This is a genomic window from Streptomyces sp. NPDC057438 (assembly GCF_042802995.1).
Lineage (GTDB): Bacteria > Actinomycetota > Actinomycetes > Streptomycetales > Streptomycetaceae > Streptomyces.
In genome coordinates, this window is the sequence record NZ_JBHVDD010000130.1 from 1 (window position 1) to 18,200 (window position 18,200).

Consider the following 18,200-nt stretch of genomic DNA (forward strand, 5'->3'; position numbering starts at 1 on the left):
GTCTGAACGGCCCGTAAGGCGAAGGACCGGCCCCGGCGGACGAGCCGGGGCCGGTCCTTCGCCTTACGGGGGCGTCCCAGGGCTGAACGTCAGCCCGCGCGCAGGGGCGCCGTCGCGAACTCCGCCATCCCCTCCACGAAGGAAACCTGCGCCTTCCACCCCAGTTCGTCGCGCAGCCGCTGCGAGGAGGCGGTGATGTGGCGGACGTCGCCGAGACGGTACTCCCCCGTGACGACCAGCTTCTGCCCCGCGTGAGCCATGGCCAGGGCGGCGGCCATCTCCCCCACGGTGTGCGGGTCGCCGCTGCCCACGTTGTACGCCCGCATCGTGCCGTCCGGCAGGTCGTCCACCCCGGCCAGTGCGGTGGCGTTGGCCGCGGCGACGTCCCGGACGTGGATGAAGTCCCGCAACTGGCCGCCGTCCTCGAAGACACGCGGGGCCTCGCCACGCTCCAGCGCAGACCGGAACAGGGAGGCGACGCCCGCGTACGGGGTGTCTCGCGGCATACCGGGCCCGTACACGTTGTGGTACCGCAGCGCCGCGACCCGGCCGCCCGTCGCCCGCGCCCACGCGGCCGAGAGATGCTCCTGGGCGAGCTTGGTGGTCGCGTACACGTTGCGCGGGTCAGCCGGCGCCTCCTCGGACACCAGTCCCGGGGCGAGCGGGTCACCGCACTTCGGGCACGGTGGTTCGAAGCGGCCCTCCTCCAGGTCGGCCACCCGGCGCGGCCCCGGCCGCACGACACCGTGCCGGGCGCACTCGTAACGTCCCTCTCCGTACACCACCATCGAACTCGCCAGCACCAGCCGACCCACCCCGGCCTGCGCCATCCCTGCCAGGAGCACCGCCGTGCCCAGGTCGTTGCAACCCACGTAGTCGGGAGCGTCGGCGAAGTCCTTGCCCAGCCCGACCATCGCGGCCTGGTGACAGACGGCGTCCACGCCGCGCAGAGCGGCGGCGACCGCTTCCCGATCGCGGACGTCGGCGTCCCACCAGTCGACCCCCTCCGGGATCGGCGGAGCCGTGCGGTGTGCGGCGGGCAGTAGCGAGTCGAGCACGCGCACCTCGTGCCCGGCGCCGGAAAGGGCGGTGACGATGTGCGAGCCGATGAAGCCCGCACCTCCGGTGACCAGGATCAACATGGGGACGACGCTACGGCCGCGCACTCACCCACGGACCCCGCTGCGGGGATCCGTCAGGAGTTCGTAAGGCTTCCCGCCGTGGCCCGCGCACGCTTGTCGTCACCGGTCCGGGAGGCCAGCACCAGCAGGCCGAATCCCACGGCGAAGCCGAGCATGCTCAACACACCCCGCGGCCAGAAGATGTGGCTCTCGGCGAACGACCAGCACGCCCCCAGCACCACCAGGACGCCGGGCAGCACTCGCGCGCCGTGGCGCAGCAGCAGCACGAGGCCCGTGGCGAGGGTGGCGATCGCCAGGGCGTACACGCCTGCCCGGCCCAGCTCGTTACCGGTGGCGAACAGCCGTCCCACCACCCCACGCACACCTGTGCCCGCCGCCGTCCCGGCCCCTATGCCGGCCACCGCGTCGAGCCCGGTGTAATAGGCGGCGTAGGTGAAGCATCCTGCCCACGCGAGCACGGTCAGGGCGCCTTCCGCATCCCGCCTCGGCCGGCCCCACAACGGGATCAGCAGGCCGAGGACCAGGAGGGGGAAGGCGGGCAGCAGGACGATGTGCAGGCCGGCCCAGTGGTCGGCCGTCGCCGCCGTCAGATGGCGCGGATGTGTCAGACCAGCCACGGCCAGCAGCAGGGGCGGCGCGGTCACCAGAGCCGTCGTACGAAGGGTTCGCATCGCGCCACCGTACGATCCGGCCGAGCCTGGCACCGCCGCTACCACCGACGCGTAAGACACACGTAAGACACCCGCGAGACGGTGCAACGGGCATCGTGGCGTCGGACTTACGAAGGCGACCGCCGCCGGATACGGCGGGTCCCCCGCACAGCCGTCAGGAGGGCTGTCACCGTCGCCACAGCCACCAGCACCAGCAGCCAGTTGCGTGGGTAATCCAGTGGCAGCACCGAGGAATTGGCAGGCTTCCCCGGGCGCAGCAGCACCGGCAGCGCCACCGCCGTCAGGGCGCCCGCGACCAACAGCGCCCCGCGCACCGGCCCGCGCACGCCGGCGCGCACAGCCACCAGCCCGACGAGCAGCACCAGCGGCGCGATCACCACGTCGTGCAGCACCACGGCCCCGCCCAGCCAGACCACCACACCCGTCAAGTCACGCACGTCCACGAGCAGGGACGCCCCGACACCCATCAGCGCCACACCGGCCGCACCGGTCAGCACCCGCAGCATGCGCACCCTCATGACAGAACCTCCAGCCGGCCGACCCACTTCGTCTGCAGCACCCCGGGCCGGTTCGGGGCGATCAGGCGCACCGGATAACCATGGTCGGGGGAAATCTCCTGCCCGTTCAGGCGCAACGCGAGCAGGGTCAGCGGGTCGCGGGCGTGCTCGTGCCCCATCTCCGAAACCCGGTAGCCGCCCCGGGTCTGCAACGACACCACGCGCACCCGCGCGTGCGGCGAGGCGCCCGCCCGCTCCAGCAGGTCCATGATCCGCACGCCCGTCCAGCGTGCTGACTTGCTCCATCCCTCCACGCAGGCGATCGGCAGCTCCGCCTCGTGCTGTGGCAGGTCACGCAGCTCATCCAGCGTCAGCGTGTACGGCCGCAGTCCGACGACCGTCAGGCGGTAACGCTCGGCTGGAACCAGACCGACCCCGGCCGCCGCGGCGGTCCGGTTGACCGGCAGACCCTGCGGACCGTGGTCCGGGTGGCGGGGTGAGAGCAGAGCGAGATCCTTCAGCGGGGTCAAGGACTGACCCACCGTGGTCACGGTGACCGCCCCCACCGCCGCGGCGACCGCGGTCAACAGCGAACGCCGGTCGGCCCCGTCCTCCTCCGGCAGGGCCAGTGTGCCTGGCGAGCGCCGGCTCCAGTGCGCCCGGATCTCGGGCGCCTTGACCGCGATGTGCAGCACCAGCGCCCCGGCCAGCAGCCAGGCCACGGCGTAGTGCACCGGCACGAAGGAGAACGGCCACGGATACCACTGGGCGGTGTTCAGCAGGCCGGTGGCCACCTCGAAGACGGCAGCCGCCACCAGGACAGCCACCGACAACCGCTCCAGCGCATGCCGTACCGAACGCACCGGTGGCCAGGCGAACAGGCGCGGATACACCGTCCACAGTTTGGCCAGCAGCAGCGGAATCGCCGCGATGCCGGACGCGACATGCAGCCCCTGCGTAAGCCGGTAGCCCCACACCGGACGGCTGGGAAGGCCGTCGGCCAGCCACTCCGGTGGACGCTGCATCACGTGACTGATCAGTCCGGTGACGAAGCAGACCGCGAACGCCAGACCCAGCCACCGGCCGATCGAGGTCGCCGTCCGGGCATCGTGCAGCCTGCCCCGGAAGACCGGCGGAAAAGAGCGCTGTTCCATGCACCTCATCCCACCCGTTGCCAAGCCGCTTCGGAACGCCGGAGCCCCTTACGGAACACGGACGTGTTTCGACAGGGGCGTATCCCTGGCAGCAAGGTTGAACAGGCCAGGAAGCGGGCCCGCGGACAGGCGCGAACACCGCCCCTGACAACGCCCCCATCGAGCCAGTCACAAGGTGGTCGCGTCGCTGCCGACGCCGACGACCTCGATCACGCGGGCCGGCCTGCGGTATGTGGTGGCCGCAGACAGGCGACGTGATCACGGTGGTGGGCGCTGTCGATGTTCTGGCCGTCCCAGCAGCTCTGGAACTTGGACGTACGGACCAGACTGCTGCCCTCGGGACAGATCGGGTACTTGTCCGTCAGCTGGCGGTCCTCGAAGCCCGTGCAGTTCCATGCCGCGTTGGCATTGGCCGTTCCGTTGGTGAACGCTTTGGCGTCTCCGGTGATGATCCGCAGGAACCTGGGCATCGCCACGACCTTGCCGGTCGCACTGCCCACGTAATCCAGGGTCACCTGCGAGGCCGTGAGAATCCTGCCGGTATTGCCCTCCGCGCCTCCGCCGGGCTGGTCCGCGTCGAACTCCTTGGTCCCGTCCTGCAGGCGGAGAACCGGCCAGTAGTACGACGACTTGTCACCCTGGTTCCGGCAGGTGGTCTCGCCCGCCGCGAAGTCCTCGTTGTCGGCGAAGGCGTCGTTCGCCTGGTTGCCGACATAGTCGTGCGTGTGGTGCGCCCCGTTGTCCACACCGGGCGCGACGATGATGTTGTCGGAGTTGTACAGCTTGTTCGCGTTCACTCCACACTCAGTGGTGAACTTGCCGAGCGACGCGTTCTGTTGCCGCTGGGGGCTGTTGACATTGGGCTGGACGGTGGTGATGTCCGCGAAGTCGGCGGCGACCGGACCGTTGCCGGCCTGTCCGCTGTTGCCGGGCTTGTCCTGCCCGTTCCCTGAGGCCTGGCCGTTCTGATTGTCGCCGCCCGCGCCGTTGCCGGTGCCGGCTTGGTTCTCGGTGGCGAGAAGCGTGCAGGCCACGAGGGACTCCAGGCCCTGCGGGCGGTCGGCTGTACGGCCGATGGCGATCGCGATGCGGTCGATGGTCGCGATCCGCTTGTCCTTGAGCGGGCCCATGATCGCGTTGTCGGCGAAGTCGCCGTCCTGCCGTATGGCTTAGGTTTTTCAACCGCTGGTGGACATCCGCGACTTGCTGGTCCAGCAGCGCGAGTTGCCTGTCGACCTCGGCGCTGGCCTGATCAGGCACCTGCTGCAGCCGGGTACCGACATCGGGGCAGTCGATGGTGGCGGCTCCCGCCGCCACGGCTTGGTTCGTTTGATCCCGGAGCGAGCTCTTGGTGCTATCGCCGCCCCTGCTCTCACCGGCCGAGGCATACACATTCGCCGCTACCAGCCCTCCTGCCCCCCAGGGCAGTCGCCGCCACGGCGGCGATGGCCCGGCGGGTCGTCTTCGATCGCTTACGCGTGTTTCGTCGCATGGGAATCCTCTGAGCTCTCTGGATCAAGCGCCGCTTCAGTGCGCTTCCGCTCACCACAGCCGCGCATTCGATGCCTTTGGCGTTCGCGGCCAGGCTCAGCCGCACCGTTTCGAACGACAGCCGGGCACCACGGGGTTGCCGCAGACGAAGTCACGAACGCCCTCCCGGCTACGGCCGGCGTAGGGGGCGCCCCGGGCGAGCCCGGCAGGGAATGCCTCGAAGGGGCTCGTGGACGCCGGCCGGGTGTTGGGCGTGCTCACTGCCGGCTTCTCGGAATCCCCAAGCCGCCACCCTGCTGCGACTTCGCAACCAGAGTTACGGATGGGACGAGCGCGGTGAAAGAACTCGGGGTGCCTCGTCAGGCTCTCGTAAGGATTCACGGGACTGGGCGCTGCCCGTGTCCCAGGCGCGGGAACGCTCGCCGGATACGACCCGCCGCATTTCGTCGCCTGGATCTCGCACGCTCCGAGCCCTCCGGGCGCAGGGCTGCGCGCCAGGCCCGACGGGCTGGAGGACGGCGCCATCGCCGACCCGCCCCGGTGCTTCGCCCTGAGTGGTGGACACGCTGACACTGGATCTGCTTGATCCCGAGGAAGCGAGAAGACCGCCGATGGCGATGGAGGACCAGCCCAGCGAGTGACCGGCGCCGCCGGTGGGAAGGCACGTTTCGATTTCTGAATCTGCCTACACATTGGCTCCTGGGATGAACAGGTGTCTCCAGCCGCTGCGAAGCGCGGGGAACCATGAAGCGAAGCAGCCGCTCCGGCGGGTCGTCCACCGAAGGAGAGAGTGTGGCGTTCTTCCTGACGGCCCGAGACCTACGCTCTCTCCGCCCACCAGCACATGCGCCGGCCTTTGTCGGCGCCGATGACCATGCCGGCTCAGCGGCCGGGATCTACCAGGTACACGCTCAGGGGCCGTCCCCCAAATCAAGGTGGGCGGTCAGACCGGCCCGGTCCGCAGCGGCCCGGAGCACCGCGCTGGCTCCGGTGAACAGCACCTCGATATCAGCCAGAGGCAGGGTCTGGCGAATCCCCAGCAAGGTGTAGAGCCCTGCAGAGTCGCAAAACGTGATACCCGACAGGTTCAGTACCAGCAAGCCTTCGGTGGAGCGGGCAGCGAGGACGGCCAGATCCTCACGGAGTCCAGGCGCGGTGTCAGCATCGAGCTCTCCCCCAAGGTGCAACTCCAGTCTCGGCGGGAGACGTCCGCCGAACTCCCGACGGACGGACAGCCTCGACGACGAAGCCACCTCCTGGGGCTCTTGCAGCAGGGTCGGCTCATCACCGCCCACCGGTGCGGCAGCGGCTGTCTCATCATCTTGTGGGGTGCTCTGAGGCGGTGGCATCGGCTTTCCGGGACAGCTCGGCGACAGTTGCCGACCAGACTTCCCGGCGCTCCAGGAAGCACGTACGACGCCCCCACGCTGCAATCTTTGCACAAGGCAAAGACCTACATCAACCACCCACGCAGACTTTCGGCGCACCGCAGAGACTGGTGCCTCCGGCGGACCACGCGAGCGGCAAGGCTCGGCAAGGTCCTCGCGGTCCTCGCCCCCTTCATGATCCTCTTCTTCGGCTTCTTCGGCGGCAACTCTTGCAGGTCAACCAGTCCTGCGCGCAGCTGGTGTCCATCACCTGCGGCGAGGACGGCCTGATGGGCCCCTCCGTCGGCGCGCCGCTCTTCGGCATCCCCATCGCCGCGATCGTCGGCATCCACTCGATCCCCAACGTCACCAGCATGCTCGTCCCCGCCATGGCAGGCATCTACTTCGCGGCGTGCCTGATCGTCATTCTGGTGCACGTCAACGCTGCGCCTCAGCCGGTGCGGTATCCGGCCACTGGCCAGGGCCAGGCCAGCCGGGAGCAGCGTGAGGGAGAAGAAGACGAGGCCGATCCAATGCCAGATCATGCGTGAGGGAACTCCTGTGGTGAGCGGCGCTGACGAAGGCACGGGGCAGCTTCCTCCACGACGGCCTCGGCGTCGGCGGTCGGCTGTGTCCAGTTGGAGAGCGTTGGGCACGGGTGGGGCAGGCCGACAGACGTACGTCGACAGTGCGGGCATGGTCGCCAGGGCGATCCGGATGTGCCTGACAGGCGATCGATCACGGTCGGTCCTCGTCTCGGTGGACGAGGTGGGCGGTGAGCGCTCCGATGAGGAGGGCCCAGGCCACAGCTGCGGGTCCTGCCTGGTGCCAGCCCAGCAGGATCGTGGCGGCTGCTGTGGTCGCTCCGGCGGCTGCAGCGCGACGGTGGGCGGCAAACGCCCACTGCTCACGAGAGGTTCCTCGGTGCCGGAGTTCGCCGAGTGCCGTTCTGACCGGCAGGGCGGCGACGGTGATCGCGGGTGCCAGCGACCATGTGCAACAGCCCACCAGCGCACGCACGATCGCGGCCTACCTGCGGGTGGCCACCCGGAACCCCGAGCGCTTCCTGCCGACGGGCCGCGGGGGGTCTCGGTCGGGGAACCTCCGCCGGAGGAATCACCTGTGGGGGCCTTCCAGCGGAGTCACCGGCGGCCGACGGGGACCGATGAGAGCACCGGTTCGGTCTGTCCGGTGGCCTTCCCGTGTGCTGTTGGAGGACACATGAACCAGGGCGAGGGGTGCGGCAGCCCGGCAACAAGCTGACGTGTGCCGACTTCGAGTCGTGCGCGGAGGAGGAGCGCCGGCCTGGCTTGCGTCGCCAGGTGGACGAGTGAGCGTGTGACGAAGCGGCGAGCGTCCGCAGTCCGCCGATCCGCCGCGCGACGTCCTCGAAAGACGTACAGGTATCGGTCATGGTTCATGAGCACCGCGCGGACCAGGGGACCTGGCCGACCGAATGACCGCCAGTTTTCCTAGTAGGAACTCGCAAAACTCTCATGGTCGGGTCGCGAACTCCGCCTAGGAAGTCAGGCCCTGCACACACGACCAGGTCGAAACGGCGCCTACGAAAGCGCCGACGCTCCTGATGACGATCGGACTGAACCCAGGACCAGGAGCGAATGGCCCGCGACTCGTGAGGAGTTCGTAGATCTGATAGGCGGCGTCGCGAATGTTGAAGGCGAGGAAGAACCCGAGGATTCCGAGCATCCCCTTCCCTACCAGATATGAGAATCCTGCATCACCCTCAGTGGCCGCTAAAGCTATTGCATCCTCTGGCATTTCATCTCCGGCTGTGCGTGGCGAGTGAAGGCACTGATACTGTCGCGCCGCAGACAACACGCCGGACGGTGGGGCCGCAGTCGCGGCTCCTTTTGTTTTGCAGAGAACGGGCGAAGCGTGCCGCATGCTGTTGCGGCACGCCTCGCCCGCCATCCGACGTGCTATCCGAGAGGGAAGGAGGTGCCGACCCAGCCGACTCCCAACAGGACCGCGAATACTCCGACTACCCGGAAAGTCTTGGCGGCGGCACGTCCGGGGTTCATAAAATCGGCAAAGAAGGCGTAGAGACGAGTCGCGATCCTTCCGAAATCCCCGATGAGACAAACACCGAAGGTGATCAGGAGGATACCGACGATCAAACTGGACATTTCCACACCTTCCTGAATCTCACCCGGGTGAAAATGTGCCGCTCCACGTCTGGTTCACACCGGCATACCCCTCGTACTCAAGACCGACACCGATGCCCATCTCAAGTGTGTGTACCTGCTCCCCCTGCGACTTGTACGTGCCGATGGCGTGCTCGTGATTGATCGTACCGCCGACGCCGCTGAAGACGGAGGCTCCGACATCGCGGCCGTATCCGGCGAACTCGCCGATGTCGTCCGCGTTGCTGCGGAGCTTGGAGATGTCACCGCTGAATCCGAATCCGGCGCCGCCGACACCGATGGAGCGCGTCCATCCGCGGTCCACGGACCCGTCCGGCCTCTTCGTCATCACGATGCAGGCGGAGCCCTCCGCGCTGACGAAGAATCCTCCGCCCAAGGTGGCACACGCACCTCGGCAGTTGTCCATCCCCAGGGCGCCGAATGCCGCCCCCACGAGTTTCTCCTTGAAGCCGCCGGGTGTGGAGACGAAGGAGTCGGTCGTTCGTTGGAACCCGTTCTTGTCGGCCTCAGCCTTGGGCTTGGGGCCGGGCTTGGGGCCGGGCTTGGGCAGAGGCACGGTGTTCAGCCGGCCCGTGGGAGGCGGAGTCGAGGGCAGGGTGACGTTGCGTCCGCCGGGGATGCCTCCGAGGCCGGTGGGCTTCATTCCCTTGACCAGAGTGGGACGGCCTCCGCAACGACAGGCGCGATGGTCGGCGGGTTCTGGACGGCGGAGCTGTAGCCGTTCAGGGTCTGTCCCACGCCAGTCTGCAGGAGCGGGTCGACGCTGATGAACTGGCCGAGCTCCGGGTCGTACTGACGGGCGTCGACGTGGGTGAGCCCTGTAGCGGTGTCTGCGGTGTTGGCGGTGCCGAGGACGAGCTGCTGAGCCTGGCCCAGGGCGGAGTAGTCGACATCGAGGGAGGTAGCCGGTGCTGCCGCCGATGGAGGTGACCTGTCCGAGGCCGGTGTAGCCGTAGTCGACGATCTCCGAGGGCAGGCCACCGAGCGCGTATTCCTTGGTGCCCTGCAGCGTGCCGTCGATGTTGTAGTGCTTCTCGAACGCGAGGGTGGCCGGCGCGCCCGCCTCGACGAGTGCGTCGGAGACGGCAGGGTCAGCTCGGTGATGGTGGGTCAGGACAGGCTGTCGTACTCGGTGACGGTCCTGGTGTACGCCCTACCCGTCCTGCCGCGCCATGCCTACGGGGCAGATGACGGAACGCGTTGAGCCTCGGCGTCCGGCCGAGCCGTCTCGCTCCCGCAGCCACCAGGCACAGGACGCCGAGCAGCAGAACAGGAAGACCGGGCCCCGGCAACACCCACATCACGGCGCCGCAAAGAGTGAGCACCACACCAGCGACCGCGAGCAACCACACGACGACTGTCGAGCTGGTGAAGCGTCTGAACATCAGGCGACTCCAGGAAAGGTGCCACTCCAGCCGACCGGACGTCCCGGCTCACCTGCAGCGGAGTGCAGCCACATCCGGCAGGAGCACGACGACCAGCCGGTGAGAGAACGAGCCGGACGGCACAGGGATCCAGCGGCTGCTGCAGCTAGCGGGCCAGGTTCGGGCGGAGTTCTGCGGCGACCGCCTCGGCCAGGTCGCCGGGGGTGGCGTCCGATCCGGTCGCGGCTGTGTACGACGTCAGCCATGTCTCGACGAGCTGCTTGCGGGCGGCCGGGTCGACGAGGGTGGCCAGGTCGTCGTCGGCCGACGTGCCCACCGTTCGGCGGAACTTGTCGAGCAGGGTACGGGTGCCGTCGCTGATGACGAAGCCGTCGGAGCCGCTTGTCAGTTCCTCGAAGAGATAAGCGGCGGCGTCCGCTTCCGTGCCGATCGCCTCCGCCAGTTCGGCCACGAGGTCGTCGATGGCGGGCGTGAGACCGAAGGTGTCACGGGCCCTGGCCATGGACACCGCACGCCGGATCCAGCCGTCGCGCTCCTCGGCCGTCGTGCCGTGCGCCCAAAAAAGCTGGGCGGCGGCACGGGCGGCGGGCTCGTGGCGGAGGAGGCCGGCGTCCTCGTGCAGGCGCAGGAGCGCGGTGAGGATCAGGGTCGCGTCGTGGTCGTGGACGCCGCGCTCGTATCCCTCGTCGTGCGCCGCCTCCGCCGCCCGCCGGACCAACGCCGGGAGGTCATCGGCCTCCGCGAGTGCGGCTGGTCCGTGCTCGTCGAGCAGGCGGGCGGCGAGGTGCTCGGCCCGGTAGGCCTCGGGTGACTCCGAGGGCAGGGGGCGTTCCCAGTACGGGCGGGTGGTGGCCAAGTCGGGGTCGGTGACGGGAGAGCGGTAGTCGGTGCCGGTCAGCGCGACCCTCACCGTGCGGGAGGAGGGTGAGGTCGAGGGGCTGGGTGTTGACGGCGAAGCGGTGGGTGCCGGGGCGGAGGGTGCACAAGGGACTTCGCCCAGCACTCCGTCGCCCTCGCCGTCGAGGTACGGGTAAGCGGTCCGCTCACCGTACGCGTGTCGGACGACTCGCCACCCCTACCACCGAACGGGCATATGACTCCGCCACCTACGCACGGCACGCCTCTCCGAGGCCAACCGGATCCAGCGAAAGAGCGTCTTTCTATTACGTTCTCGCAGGTCAGCGCGGACCACGCCGAATCACTGAGACACCCATCCCAGGCACACTGCAAATTTTACCCAGCGCAATGATTGATCCGCCGATCTCATCCGTACCCCCTGGCGACCCAGCCGCACGGCGAGTCCGGCGCACCACGCCGGACTCGCCGGTACGGCCACCCGCTGCCAGGAGTTGCCATGAGTCGTACGTGGAGCATCGGAACGATCTTCGTGAGCGGCGGTCTGCTGCTGACCGTCGCCGCGCTCGCCTACCCCGCCATACTGGGCGTCGAGAAGGCGGCCACAGGCACGGAGCGGATCATCGCCAACACCCAGTACGGCCCCCTGACGGAGGCCGACCGGGACTTCGTCATCAAGGTCCGCTCCGCCGGACTGTGGGAGTACCCGCTCGGCGAGATGGCCATGGAACGTGGTACGACACCGGAGATGAAGGAGGCCGGAGAACACCTGGTCGTCGGGCACGCCGGCCTCGACGAGATGTGCCGCAAGATCGCTCCAGAGCTGAACATCACGCTCAACAACCAGGCGAGCCCGCAACAGCAGCAGTTCGTGGCAACCGTCGACGCGGCCACCGGCAAGGAGTTCGACTCCACCGCGGTGCAGATCATGCGTGTCACGCACGGCCAGATCTTCCCGGCCATCGCCAAGATCCGCGCCAGTACGAGGAACACCCTCGTGCGCCAGTTGGCCGACCTGGCCAACGACACCGTGCTCGACCACATCACCGTGCTGGAGAAGACCGGCCTGGTCAACCACGACCAGGTCAACTACCAGCAGACCAACCCGCCGAAGATCCCCAGCGAGCAGGCCACCCCGCCCGTACCCCAGCAGGGAGCCCCGATGGTCGTCCTGACCCCCCGCCCGGACCTGAACGTGCAGACCGCCGCCCCGACGGCCAGCCCGACAGCTGGCGCGTCGCCGTCGGAGTGACACGGCCACCGGTTCACCGCGCCGGCCTCGTCCTCAATCGGCCGGAGGACGCGGCCGCGTCTCGGTCGCCGCAGGGGCGGGGGGCAGCCGGAAGGAGCGCACGACCGCGACCACGTACCGGGCGGCCAGGGCGCACGCCAGGGCCGCCAAGTCGGCCAAGCGGCCCCGCTCACACTCCGGGTCCACGCCGCGGGGCCGCACCCTGCCTTCGGGGTCGTGGACGACCCGAGCGGGTCCCCGGGCCGGGTCGACTTCTCACAGCCTCACCAGATCGTCATGCTGAGGGGGATTCCTTCGGCGCTGGCCACCGAGCACAGGTAGCGGCCGTGCCGAGTGCCGGCGCCGGGCCCACCCTCGACCGCGGTCACCAGCGCCAGGCACATCCCGAGCACCGTGACCATCCCGACCAGCGCACGCCCGGCCCCCGTGACGAGCAGATATACGCCCAGCGCGACGGAGACGACCAGCCCCGCCCCACCACTGGCGAAAGCCGGCCGGCCGGTCCACACCCCCACGGCTCCGACGCCCACGATCATGCCGGAGGCCAGAAGCCCCGCGTCCAGTCCCTCGGCGAGGAGCCACCGCGGCGGCAGGCCGACGAACTCCGTGGGCCCCCACGCGGACGTCCTCAGTCGCGACGTCAGTCCCGCTTCCGCCACGGGCGGTTGCCGACGCGGCCTGGGCACCCGCTACTCCACTGCCCGCGAGTCGCAACGCCTCATGAGGGCACCCCGCCCCACAGCCACACCGCCTTCACCCGCATATAGGGAAACGGCGCGCGCTGCCGGGCTTCGGCAACCGAACCCGCGTCACCACTCCAGCCATCCCCCTTCACGACTCTCTTGCATAGGTAAAATCCGGCAAGAGTGCCGCACCGCGGCCCGACACTCGCGACCACGACACGAGCCACGGACGATGACGGTCGCCCTCAGGCGCCGCGCCCGGCCGCCGTGTCCACCCATCCCAGCGGATACAACTCCGGGTCGTCCGACACCGGGGCCAAGGGCTCGCCACCCGCCTCGTTGAACGCGGTGAGCGCCCCGACGAGAGCCGCCCGCTGCTCCGACCCGAGCCTCCCGACGATCCCCGCGATCTCGGCACGACGCCTCGCGGTGACGTCCGAGACGGTGCGCCGCCCCTCGTCCGTGAGCTGGAGCATGGTCTCGCGGCGATTGTCGGGGTTGACCTGACGGTCGGCGAGCCCGGCGGCGATCAGGCGGTCCACCATGCGCATCGCGGTGGAGGGCGCCACCTGGAGCAGGTCCGCGAGCACGACCAACTTCGTGGCACCACGAGTGGACAGCACCACCAGCATGCGGAACTGCGGAAGCGTCACCCGTTCCTCGACCTCGGCCAGAGAGCGCGCCGAGACCGCCACGAGCAGCCGTGACGCGGTCAGCACCGCACGAGTGACCGCATCAACATCATCCATGTCCCCCAGGGGGGCCCTGTGTTCCGCCATGCCTCCCTTTCTACGCGCCGCAGCACCCGCACACTCAATCGGCCCGAGCAGATTTTCCCATTCCATGACCGTGATAGCGCAGCGGGAGCATCGCGGCGTCGTCGTGCGGTGGCCCGGACGCGTGCCGCACGACGTCCTCGCGCAACGCGTCCAGCGCACTGTGCGGGTCGGCCGCCTTCAGCAGGTACGCCCGGTCGGCGAGCGGGAAGAACGAGCCGTGCTCGTCGCGGGCCTCGGTGACACCGGCGGTGTACAACAGCAGCTGCTCACCGGGGCGGAACGCCACCGGGTACAAAGTGGGGCCGTCGCTTCCATGGGCGCCCAGCCCCCGGAGCAACACGTAGGAGGGCGGCTGCGGGAATTCGGCGGCGCCGTCCCGGCGCGGCGCATGGGGGCAGCATGGCCATAGTCGAGGGAACACGGCCTCGCCATCGGAGTCGATCTCGGCGAGGTTCACGGTGACGAACTTCTCCCCCTCCGACTCCCGGGCCACACTGCGCTCCAGCCGCTCACCTAGCCCCACCAGGTCGGGTTCGTCATGGGCGGCCTCCCGAAAGGCGCCGAGCACCACCGCGGCCGTCTCGACTGCGGCCGGCCCCTTGCCCTGGACATCGCCGACGATCACCCGGACGCCGTGCGGGGAAGCGACCCGTCGGCTGTTCGCCTGCTATGTGCTCGCCTAGGCCGTGTCCCGTGGATCAGGCCATCGTTTGACCTGACGATGGACTACAGGGGTGGCTTGACGGATGCCGCCTGGGAGCGGATTCGGCCGTTGCTGCCGCCGGATCCGCCCCGCGGCGGCAGGTGGCGGGATCATCGGCTGGTCATCGACGCGGTGGCGTGGAACAGTCCCAGGTCGACGCGGCTGGTGGCATCCACTGGCTGATCAGCGTCGCTCCACCACAGTCCGGGCCCACCAGCACGCAGCCGGCGCCGTCTGGGGTCGGCCTGCACTCCGTGAGAACTTCATCGCCGACCCATGGGCCGCCTCCCCGTTCTGGAGCGGTCCACGACGTCCGGGCCGCCATCAGCTGTTCACACGTCACCACCGTCAGGTGTGGCTGAAATGCTGGTAGACCGTGACTGCTGTCGTGATCAGTGTAGATACGGCAGGTGTCCACAGGCGGATCGCCCTCCCCCAGCGGGCGAGGCAACGCTGCTTGCCTTGCTTCGGTGCAGGGTTCATTTCCTTCTCCCCCATCCGTCATTACCTCCCAGTCAATGGCCCCTCGGGCTCATACCTGGGTCAGCCCCTCACGCTGTCAGTGCGCTCTTTCGGCTGCCCCCAACGGAGACAGCATGCATTTGGGGGACTTCCATAGTCATGACAGCGTTATACCGGCAGACGGGAATCAGGTTTCCGCACCGAGACCTGCTGCACGTGCGATGGTGATGAGTTCCCTGCGGTCAGACGCTCCCAGCTTTTGCTTGGCTTCGGAAAGATACGTTGCCACCCTTCCTTCGCCGATGCCCAGCTTGCGAGCGATGACGCGATTGGGTGGCTCCTGTGGGCCCGCTGCCAGGTTGACGACGTCTCGCTCGCGGGGGGTGAGCTGGGGTAGGGCGGACTGGCGTTGCGCAGTGTAGGCGGTATCAAACAGTCGGCGCATCCGATCGTCACACCAGTTGAACACCGAGGCACCAGAGGCCACTACGAGAATGATCATGGCTAACTGGTCTTCCCTCTTGTCAGCCTTACGCAAGTATCCGCAGGCACCTACCCGCATCGCGGCGGCGACGAGAGGATCCTCGTCCCAATCTGAGTGAACCAGCACCCTTGTGCGCGGACGTAACCGCACGATTTCCCTCGTCGCTGTGATGCCAGCCTTGTCGACAACTGGACCGTCGTCTCTCTCCGGCATCCGTACGTCCATGAGTACTACGTCGGGATGGAACTCGCTCACCCGCTGAACTGCCTGCTGAGCATTACTGGCGTCGGCGACCACTCTGATGCGAGGATCCGCTTCCAACAGCATGCGCAGGGCATAGCGCGCGAAGGAATGGTCGTCGACGATCAGAACACGTACCGCCTGCTCATTAGGTATGTGGCTGACGGAATTCATCACAAGCTCCTCCACAAGTCACGGAAGGTCAGCAAGAACGACACCAGGTAGTCCTCGAGGAAGGAGAGCAACCACTTCAGTTCCTCCTTCCGAACGAGTGCGGACACTGCAGTCTCCGCCGATCTCGGCTGCACGCTCGCGCATGGACCCCAAGCCGACTCCGGGACGCAGGGGCACTGGGAGGCCGCAGCCATTGTCCGTGATTGTGAGCAGGAGCGACTGCGGCAGAACCTCCAGGCGCACACTGCAGGAGGAGGCATGCGCGTGGCGCACCACGTTGGCCAAGGCCTCGACCACGATCCAATACGCAGCGTCTTCTACAGCCGCCGGCAGTTCGGGAAGCGCTTCAGGTATATCGGTATCGACGGGCAGGGGAAACCGCTCAATGTGATCCCGGACAGCATCCAGGACCCCCACCCCATCAATGGGTGAACGCAGGCCGTGGGAAATGCGACGCACGGTCTCGATGCCATGGTGGATGCGAGCGAGCCCAGCATCGAGCAGCGCCTCGGTCTTCGCGGGATCGGTGCGCAGCCATTTCCGCGCCGCTTGCAAACCCCACACAACTTCACCCAACGCCGAGTTGACGCCGTCATGAAGCTCACGTCCCAATCGACGGCGCTCTTGGGCACGGGTTGCAATCAATTGCTGCCTCGAGTGCAGCAGCGCCAGAGTCATCTGAACTCCGGCAGCAGCTTGTGCGATGTGCCGTGCCACATCACGCATGAGCCTTAGGTCTGCCGCTGTGAACGGCTCTCCGAGAGTACGTGCCCCAAGCACTAAGGCGCCGACTTCCTCGCCTTGGTAAACCAGCGGGAGGCGTAGCACGTCGGGCTTTTCGCTGCCGTAGCGGGCGGCGGGCAGCGCCGGGCTGCCTGCATCGTGACCGTGCAATTGAACCGCCACGTAGGGCAAGCGCAGCGCCTGGGCAACGGTTGCTGCAGCCTGGGGGAGCACGCTTTCCGGTCCTGTGGTTGCCTCTAGTTGCCTGCCCAGCTGCGCCAGCGCCGCATACGGATCATCTCTTAGTCCATAGATGAAACGGCTGATGACGCGTTGGAGGAAGCGATAGAGGGGTTGGAGTGCGACAGCCACTGATGCTGTGGCAAACAGAGACGCGGTAGCGGGGATCGATCCTTGTATGACAAGGCCGAGGAGAGTAACCGAGGCCGCATAAAGACCGATCGCACTGGCGGTGAGCGCCGCATAGAGAAGTGAGCGGCTGAGGATCCGATCGATATCAAACAGGTGGTGTCTCACGATCGCGATGGCGATCGCAGTACTGAGCACCACACCGGCCAGATCGATAACAGCTGTCGCCAAGGCTCCTTTATGAAATGGCACGATCAGCAGCACCATGACGAGGTCCACTAGCGCCGCCATTGCCACCCACTTGATTTGCTGGCGCGCTATCCCGCCACTGACGATAAAACGCCGGAGCAGAGATGCAGCCGCAAGAAGGAAAGGGCATGCCACGAACAAGAAGGATAAAATGCCCTCATTTCCCGGATCAGAGAACGGCACCCAAGCATTACCGAATGGGTTGGTCAATTCCGGGTAGTACTGGCGATCAAGCGGCCCCGGGACGAACATTGCATACAGCGTCACCCACACCCCGCAGCCGCCCACAAACCATGCGGAGACCCGCCACGGCACTAATGACAGTCGACCTTCAGGGAAGATTAGCAGGAGGAAGAACACAGGAAAAAGGTCCACCGCAAACGCCCAACTGGACACCCACGCTGCGATAACTCCGCCAGGAAATCCACGGAGAATTGCGTAGAGCGCATACGCGTGTGCTAGGGCATCGAGCACTGCACCAAAACCGGAAATCAGCAGCAGCCATCCGATGGGACTACGCGGGCGCCGCCTGAGAATCACCAGGCCGGGAAAAGCGTAGGCGATGTACGCGACAGGCTCCAGCGCAGCGATCACCCACGGATGCCATTCCGGCCGCGCCGCTGATCGTGTCAATATGACGAGACCAAGAATTACAATAGCGAGCACAACAATGCCCAACCACAGTGCGAATGCAAGCCGTGCCTGCATCAGCGCTGGTCCGACCCTTGACGTGCCACCGGCCGTGTCTTGGTCTACAGATCGGTCCCCCATCGCCCCCCCTGAGCCCTGAGTAACCTCTACCCGGACACCATCGACAAGCCTTCCTCCCCGCTACAAGGGACAGTTCTTCCGGGTACCCGGGAACGCTTGCCCGTGCACTGAGTCTGCGTTGATACCTCCTCGGCCTCACCCGCTAGCCAGCGCGGACAGGCGTCGGTCCGACGCTGCTCTCAGACAGCCAGGTCCTGTTCGCCAGGTATCCAGGGATGGCGGTGAGGGTCGACTTGTAGTCAGCCGATGATCCCGCCACCTGCCGCCGCGGGACGGATCCGGCGGCAGCAACAGCGGTCATGAGCTCATCGAAGCGCCGTGGAGAACCTCAGACTCCCGATCTTCGTTTCTGGTGACAGAAAGACTGATGAATGAGCGCCTGTGACAAGTCGAATGCCTCGTTGGTGACAACCAGGCTGCCTCGAACGTCCCCATTCACCAGCTCAGCCGTCCCGCTGGTGACAACTCCTGAGCTTCGGCTCAGCTGGAGGGACTGCTGCATGATCGGGTGACAGCGGGGTTTATGCAGCCAGGGCTGCGGGTGGGGTCATGATGGTCTCGTATTCGACGGGGGTCAATCGTCC

At 67.4% G+C, this 18,200-nt stretch carries 15 protein-coding genes and 4 pseudogenes; 3 read left to right on the top strand and 16 right to left on the bottom strand.

All coding sequences use genetic code 11. From position 1 onward, the window contains the following. Positions 1-89: 89 nt before the first annotated feature. The 6 genes from ACFU5F_RS39610 to ACFU5F_RS39635 form a co-directional block, all read right to left on the bottom strand. Positions 90-1,142, bottom strand: coding sequence for an NAD-dependent epimerase/dehydratase family protein (locus ACFU5F_RS39610; RefSeq protein WP_383898182.1), 1,053 nt, complete (start codon positions 1,140-1,142; stop codon positions 90-92). Positions 1,143-1,195: 53 nt separating this feature from the next. Then, on the bottom strand, positions 1,196-1,813 hold the full coding sequence (locus ACFU5F_RS39615) for a hypothetical protein (RefSeq protein ID WP_383898184.1): 618 nt from the start codon (positions 1,811-1,813) through the stop codon (positions 1,196-1,198). Between the two features lie 107 nt (positions 1,814-1,920). After that, the gene (locus ACFU5F_RS39620) at positions 1,921-2,319 is read right to left on the bottom strand and encodes a hypothetical protein (protein ID WP_383898186.1); all 399 of its coding nucleotides are present in this window, start codon (positions 2,317-2,319) and stop codon (positions 1,921-1,923) included. Positions 2,320-2,327: 8 nt separating this feature from the next. Then, the gene (locus ACFU5F_RS39625) at positions 2,328-3,464 is read right to left on the bottom strand and encodes a molybdopterin-dependent oxidoreductase (RefSeq protein ID WP_383898188.1); all 1,137 of its coding nucleotides are present in this window, start codon (positions 3,462-3,464) and stop codon (positions 2,328-2,330) included. Positions 3,465-3,673: 209 nt separating this feature from the next. After that, positions 3,674-4,594 carry a DUF1996 domain-containing protein gene (locus ACFU5F_RS39630; RefSeq protein ID WP_383898190.1) on the bottom strand — a complete coding sequence of 307 codons (921 nt, stop codon included), beginning with the start codon at positions 4,592-4,594 and terminating at the stop codon, positions 3,674-3,676. 1,272 nt (positions 4,595-5,866) lie between these two features. Next, positions 5,867-6,304 carry an STAS domain-containing protein gene (locus ACFU5F_RS39635; protein WP_383898192.1) on the bottom strand — a complete coding sequence of 146 codons (438 nt, stop codon included), beginning with the start codon at positions 6,302-6,304 and terminating at the stop codon, positions 5,867-5,869. A 180-nt stretch (positions 6,305-6,484) separates the two neighbouring features. Between ACFU5F_RS39635 and ACFU5F_RS39640 the strand changes: the two are divergent. Continuing rightward, a pseudogene (locus tag ACFU5F_RS39640) lies at positions 6,485-6,783 on the top strand (alanine:cation symporter family protein); the annotation flags it as partial. 277 nt (positions 6,784-7,060) lie between these two features. Here ACFU5F_RS39640 and ACFU5F_RS39645 read toward each other — a convergent pair. From ACFU5F_RS39645 to ACFU5F_RS39665, 5 genes and pseudogenes are all read right to left on the bottom strand, one after another. Next, on the bottom strand, positions 7,061-7,342 hold the full coding sequence (locus ACFU5F_RS39645) for a hypothetical protein (protein WP_383898193.1): 282 nt from the start codon (positions 7,340-7,342) through the stop codon (positions 7,061-7,063). A gap of 920 nt (positions 7,343-8,262) precedes the next feature. After that, complete coding sequence (locus tag ACFU5F_RS39650) at positions 8,263-8,469, bottom strand: hypothetical protein (protein ID WP_383898194.1); 207 nt, start codon at positions 8,467-8,469, stop codon at positions 8,263-8,265. A 19-nt stretch (positions 8,470-8,488) separates the two neighbouring features. Beyond that, a complete protein-coding gene (locus tag ACFU5F_RS39655) occupies positions 8,489-9,130 on the bottom strand; it encodes a hypothetical protein (protein ID WP_383898195.1) in 642 nt (213 codons plus the stop codon). Beyond that, the gene (locus ACFU5F_RS39660; protein ID WP_383898197.1) at positions 9,127-9,468 is read right to left on the bottom strand and encodes an RHS repeat-associated core domain-containing protein; all 342 of its coding nucleotides are present in this window, start codon (positions 9,466-9,468) and stop codon (positions 9,127-9,129) included. The genes ACFU5F_RS39655 and ACFU5F_RS39660 overlap by 4 nt, the downstream gene beginning before the upstream one ends. 552 nt (positions 9,469-10,020) lie before the next feature. Then, positions 10,021-10,852 (bottom strand): annotated as a pseudogene (locus ACFU5F_RS39665) (DNA repair ATPase); the annotation flags it as partial. A gap of 374 nt (positions 10,853-11,226) precedes the next feature. On the opposite strand from ACFU5F_RS39665, the gene ACFU5F_RS39670 reads away from it, so the two are divergent. Further along, positions 11,227-11,979 (top strand): DUF4142 domain-containing protein, encoded by a 753-nt coding sequence (locus tag ACFU5F_RS39670; protein WP_383898199.1) that lies wholly within the window; start codon positions 11,227-11,229, stop codon positions 11,977-11,979. Positions 11,980-12,242: 263 nt separating this feature from the next. Here ACFU5F_RS39670 and ACFU5F_RS39675 read toward each other — a convergent pair whose 3' ends face one another. From ACFU5F_RS39675 to ACFU5F_RS39685, 3 genes and pseudogenes are all read right to left on the bottom strand, one after another. Beyond that, positions 12,243-12,665 carry a hypothetical protein gene (locus tag ACFU5F_RS39675; protein ID WP_383898201.1) on the bottom strand — a complete coding sequence of 141 codons (423 nt, stop codon included), beginning with the start codon at positions 12,663-12,665 and terminating at the stop codon, positions 12,243-12,245. Positions 12,666-12,907: 242 nt separating this feature from the next. Continuing rightward, positions 12,908-13,411, bottom strand: coding sequence for a MarR family winged helix-turn-helix transcriptional regulator (locus ACFU5F_RS39680; protein WP_383898203.1), 504 nt, complete (start codon positions 13,409-13,411; stop codon positions 12,908-12,910). 64 nt (positions 13,412-13,475) lie between these two features. After that, positions 13,476-14,069 (bottom strand): annotated as a pseudogene (locus ACFU5F_RS39685) (PP2C family protein-serine/threonine phosphatase); the annotation flags it as partial. Positions 14,070-14,162: 93 nt separating this feature from the next. On the opposite strand from ACFU5F_RS39685, the pseudogene ACFU5F_RS39690 reads away from it, so the two are divergent. After that, positions 14,163-14,376, top strand: a pseudogene (locus ACFU5F_RS39690) (transposase); the annotation flags it as partial. A 417-nt stretch (positions 14,377-14,793) separates the two neighbouring features. On the opposite strand, the gene ACFU5F_RS39695 reads toward ACFU5F_RS39690, so the two are convergent. Beyond that, complete coding sequence (locus ACFU5F_RS39695; protein WP_383898205.1) at positions 14,794-15,504, bottom strand: response regulator; 711 nt, start codon at positions 15,502-15,504, stop codon at positions 14,794-14,796. Between the two features lie 18 nt (positions 15,505-15,522). After that, positions 15,523-17,439: an ATP-binding protein gene (locus tag ACFU5F_RS39700; RefSeq protein ID WP_383898207.1), complete on the bottom strand. Its 1,917-nt coding sequence runs from the start codon at positions 17,437-17,439 to the stop codon at positions 15,523-15,525. Between the last annotated feature and the right edge of the window lie 761 nt (positions 17,440-18,200).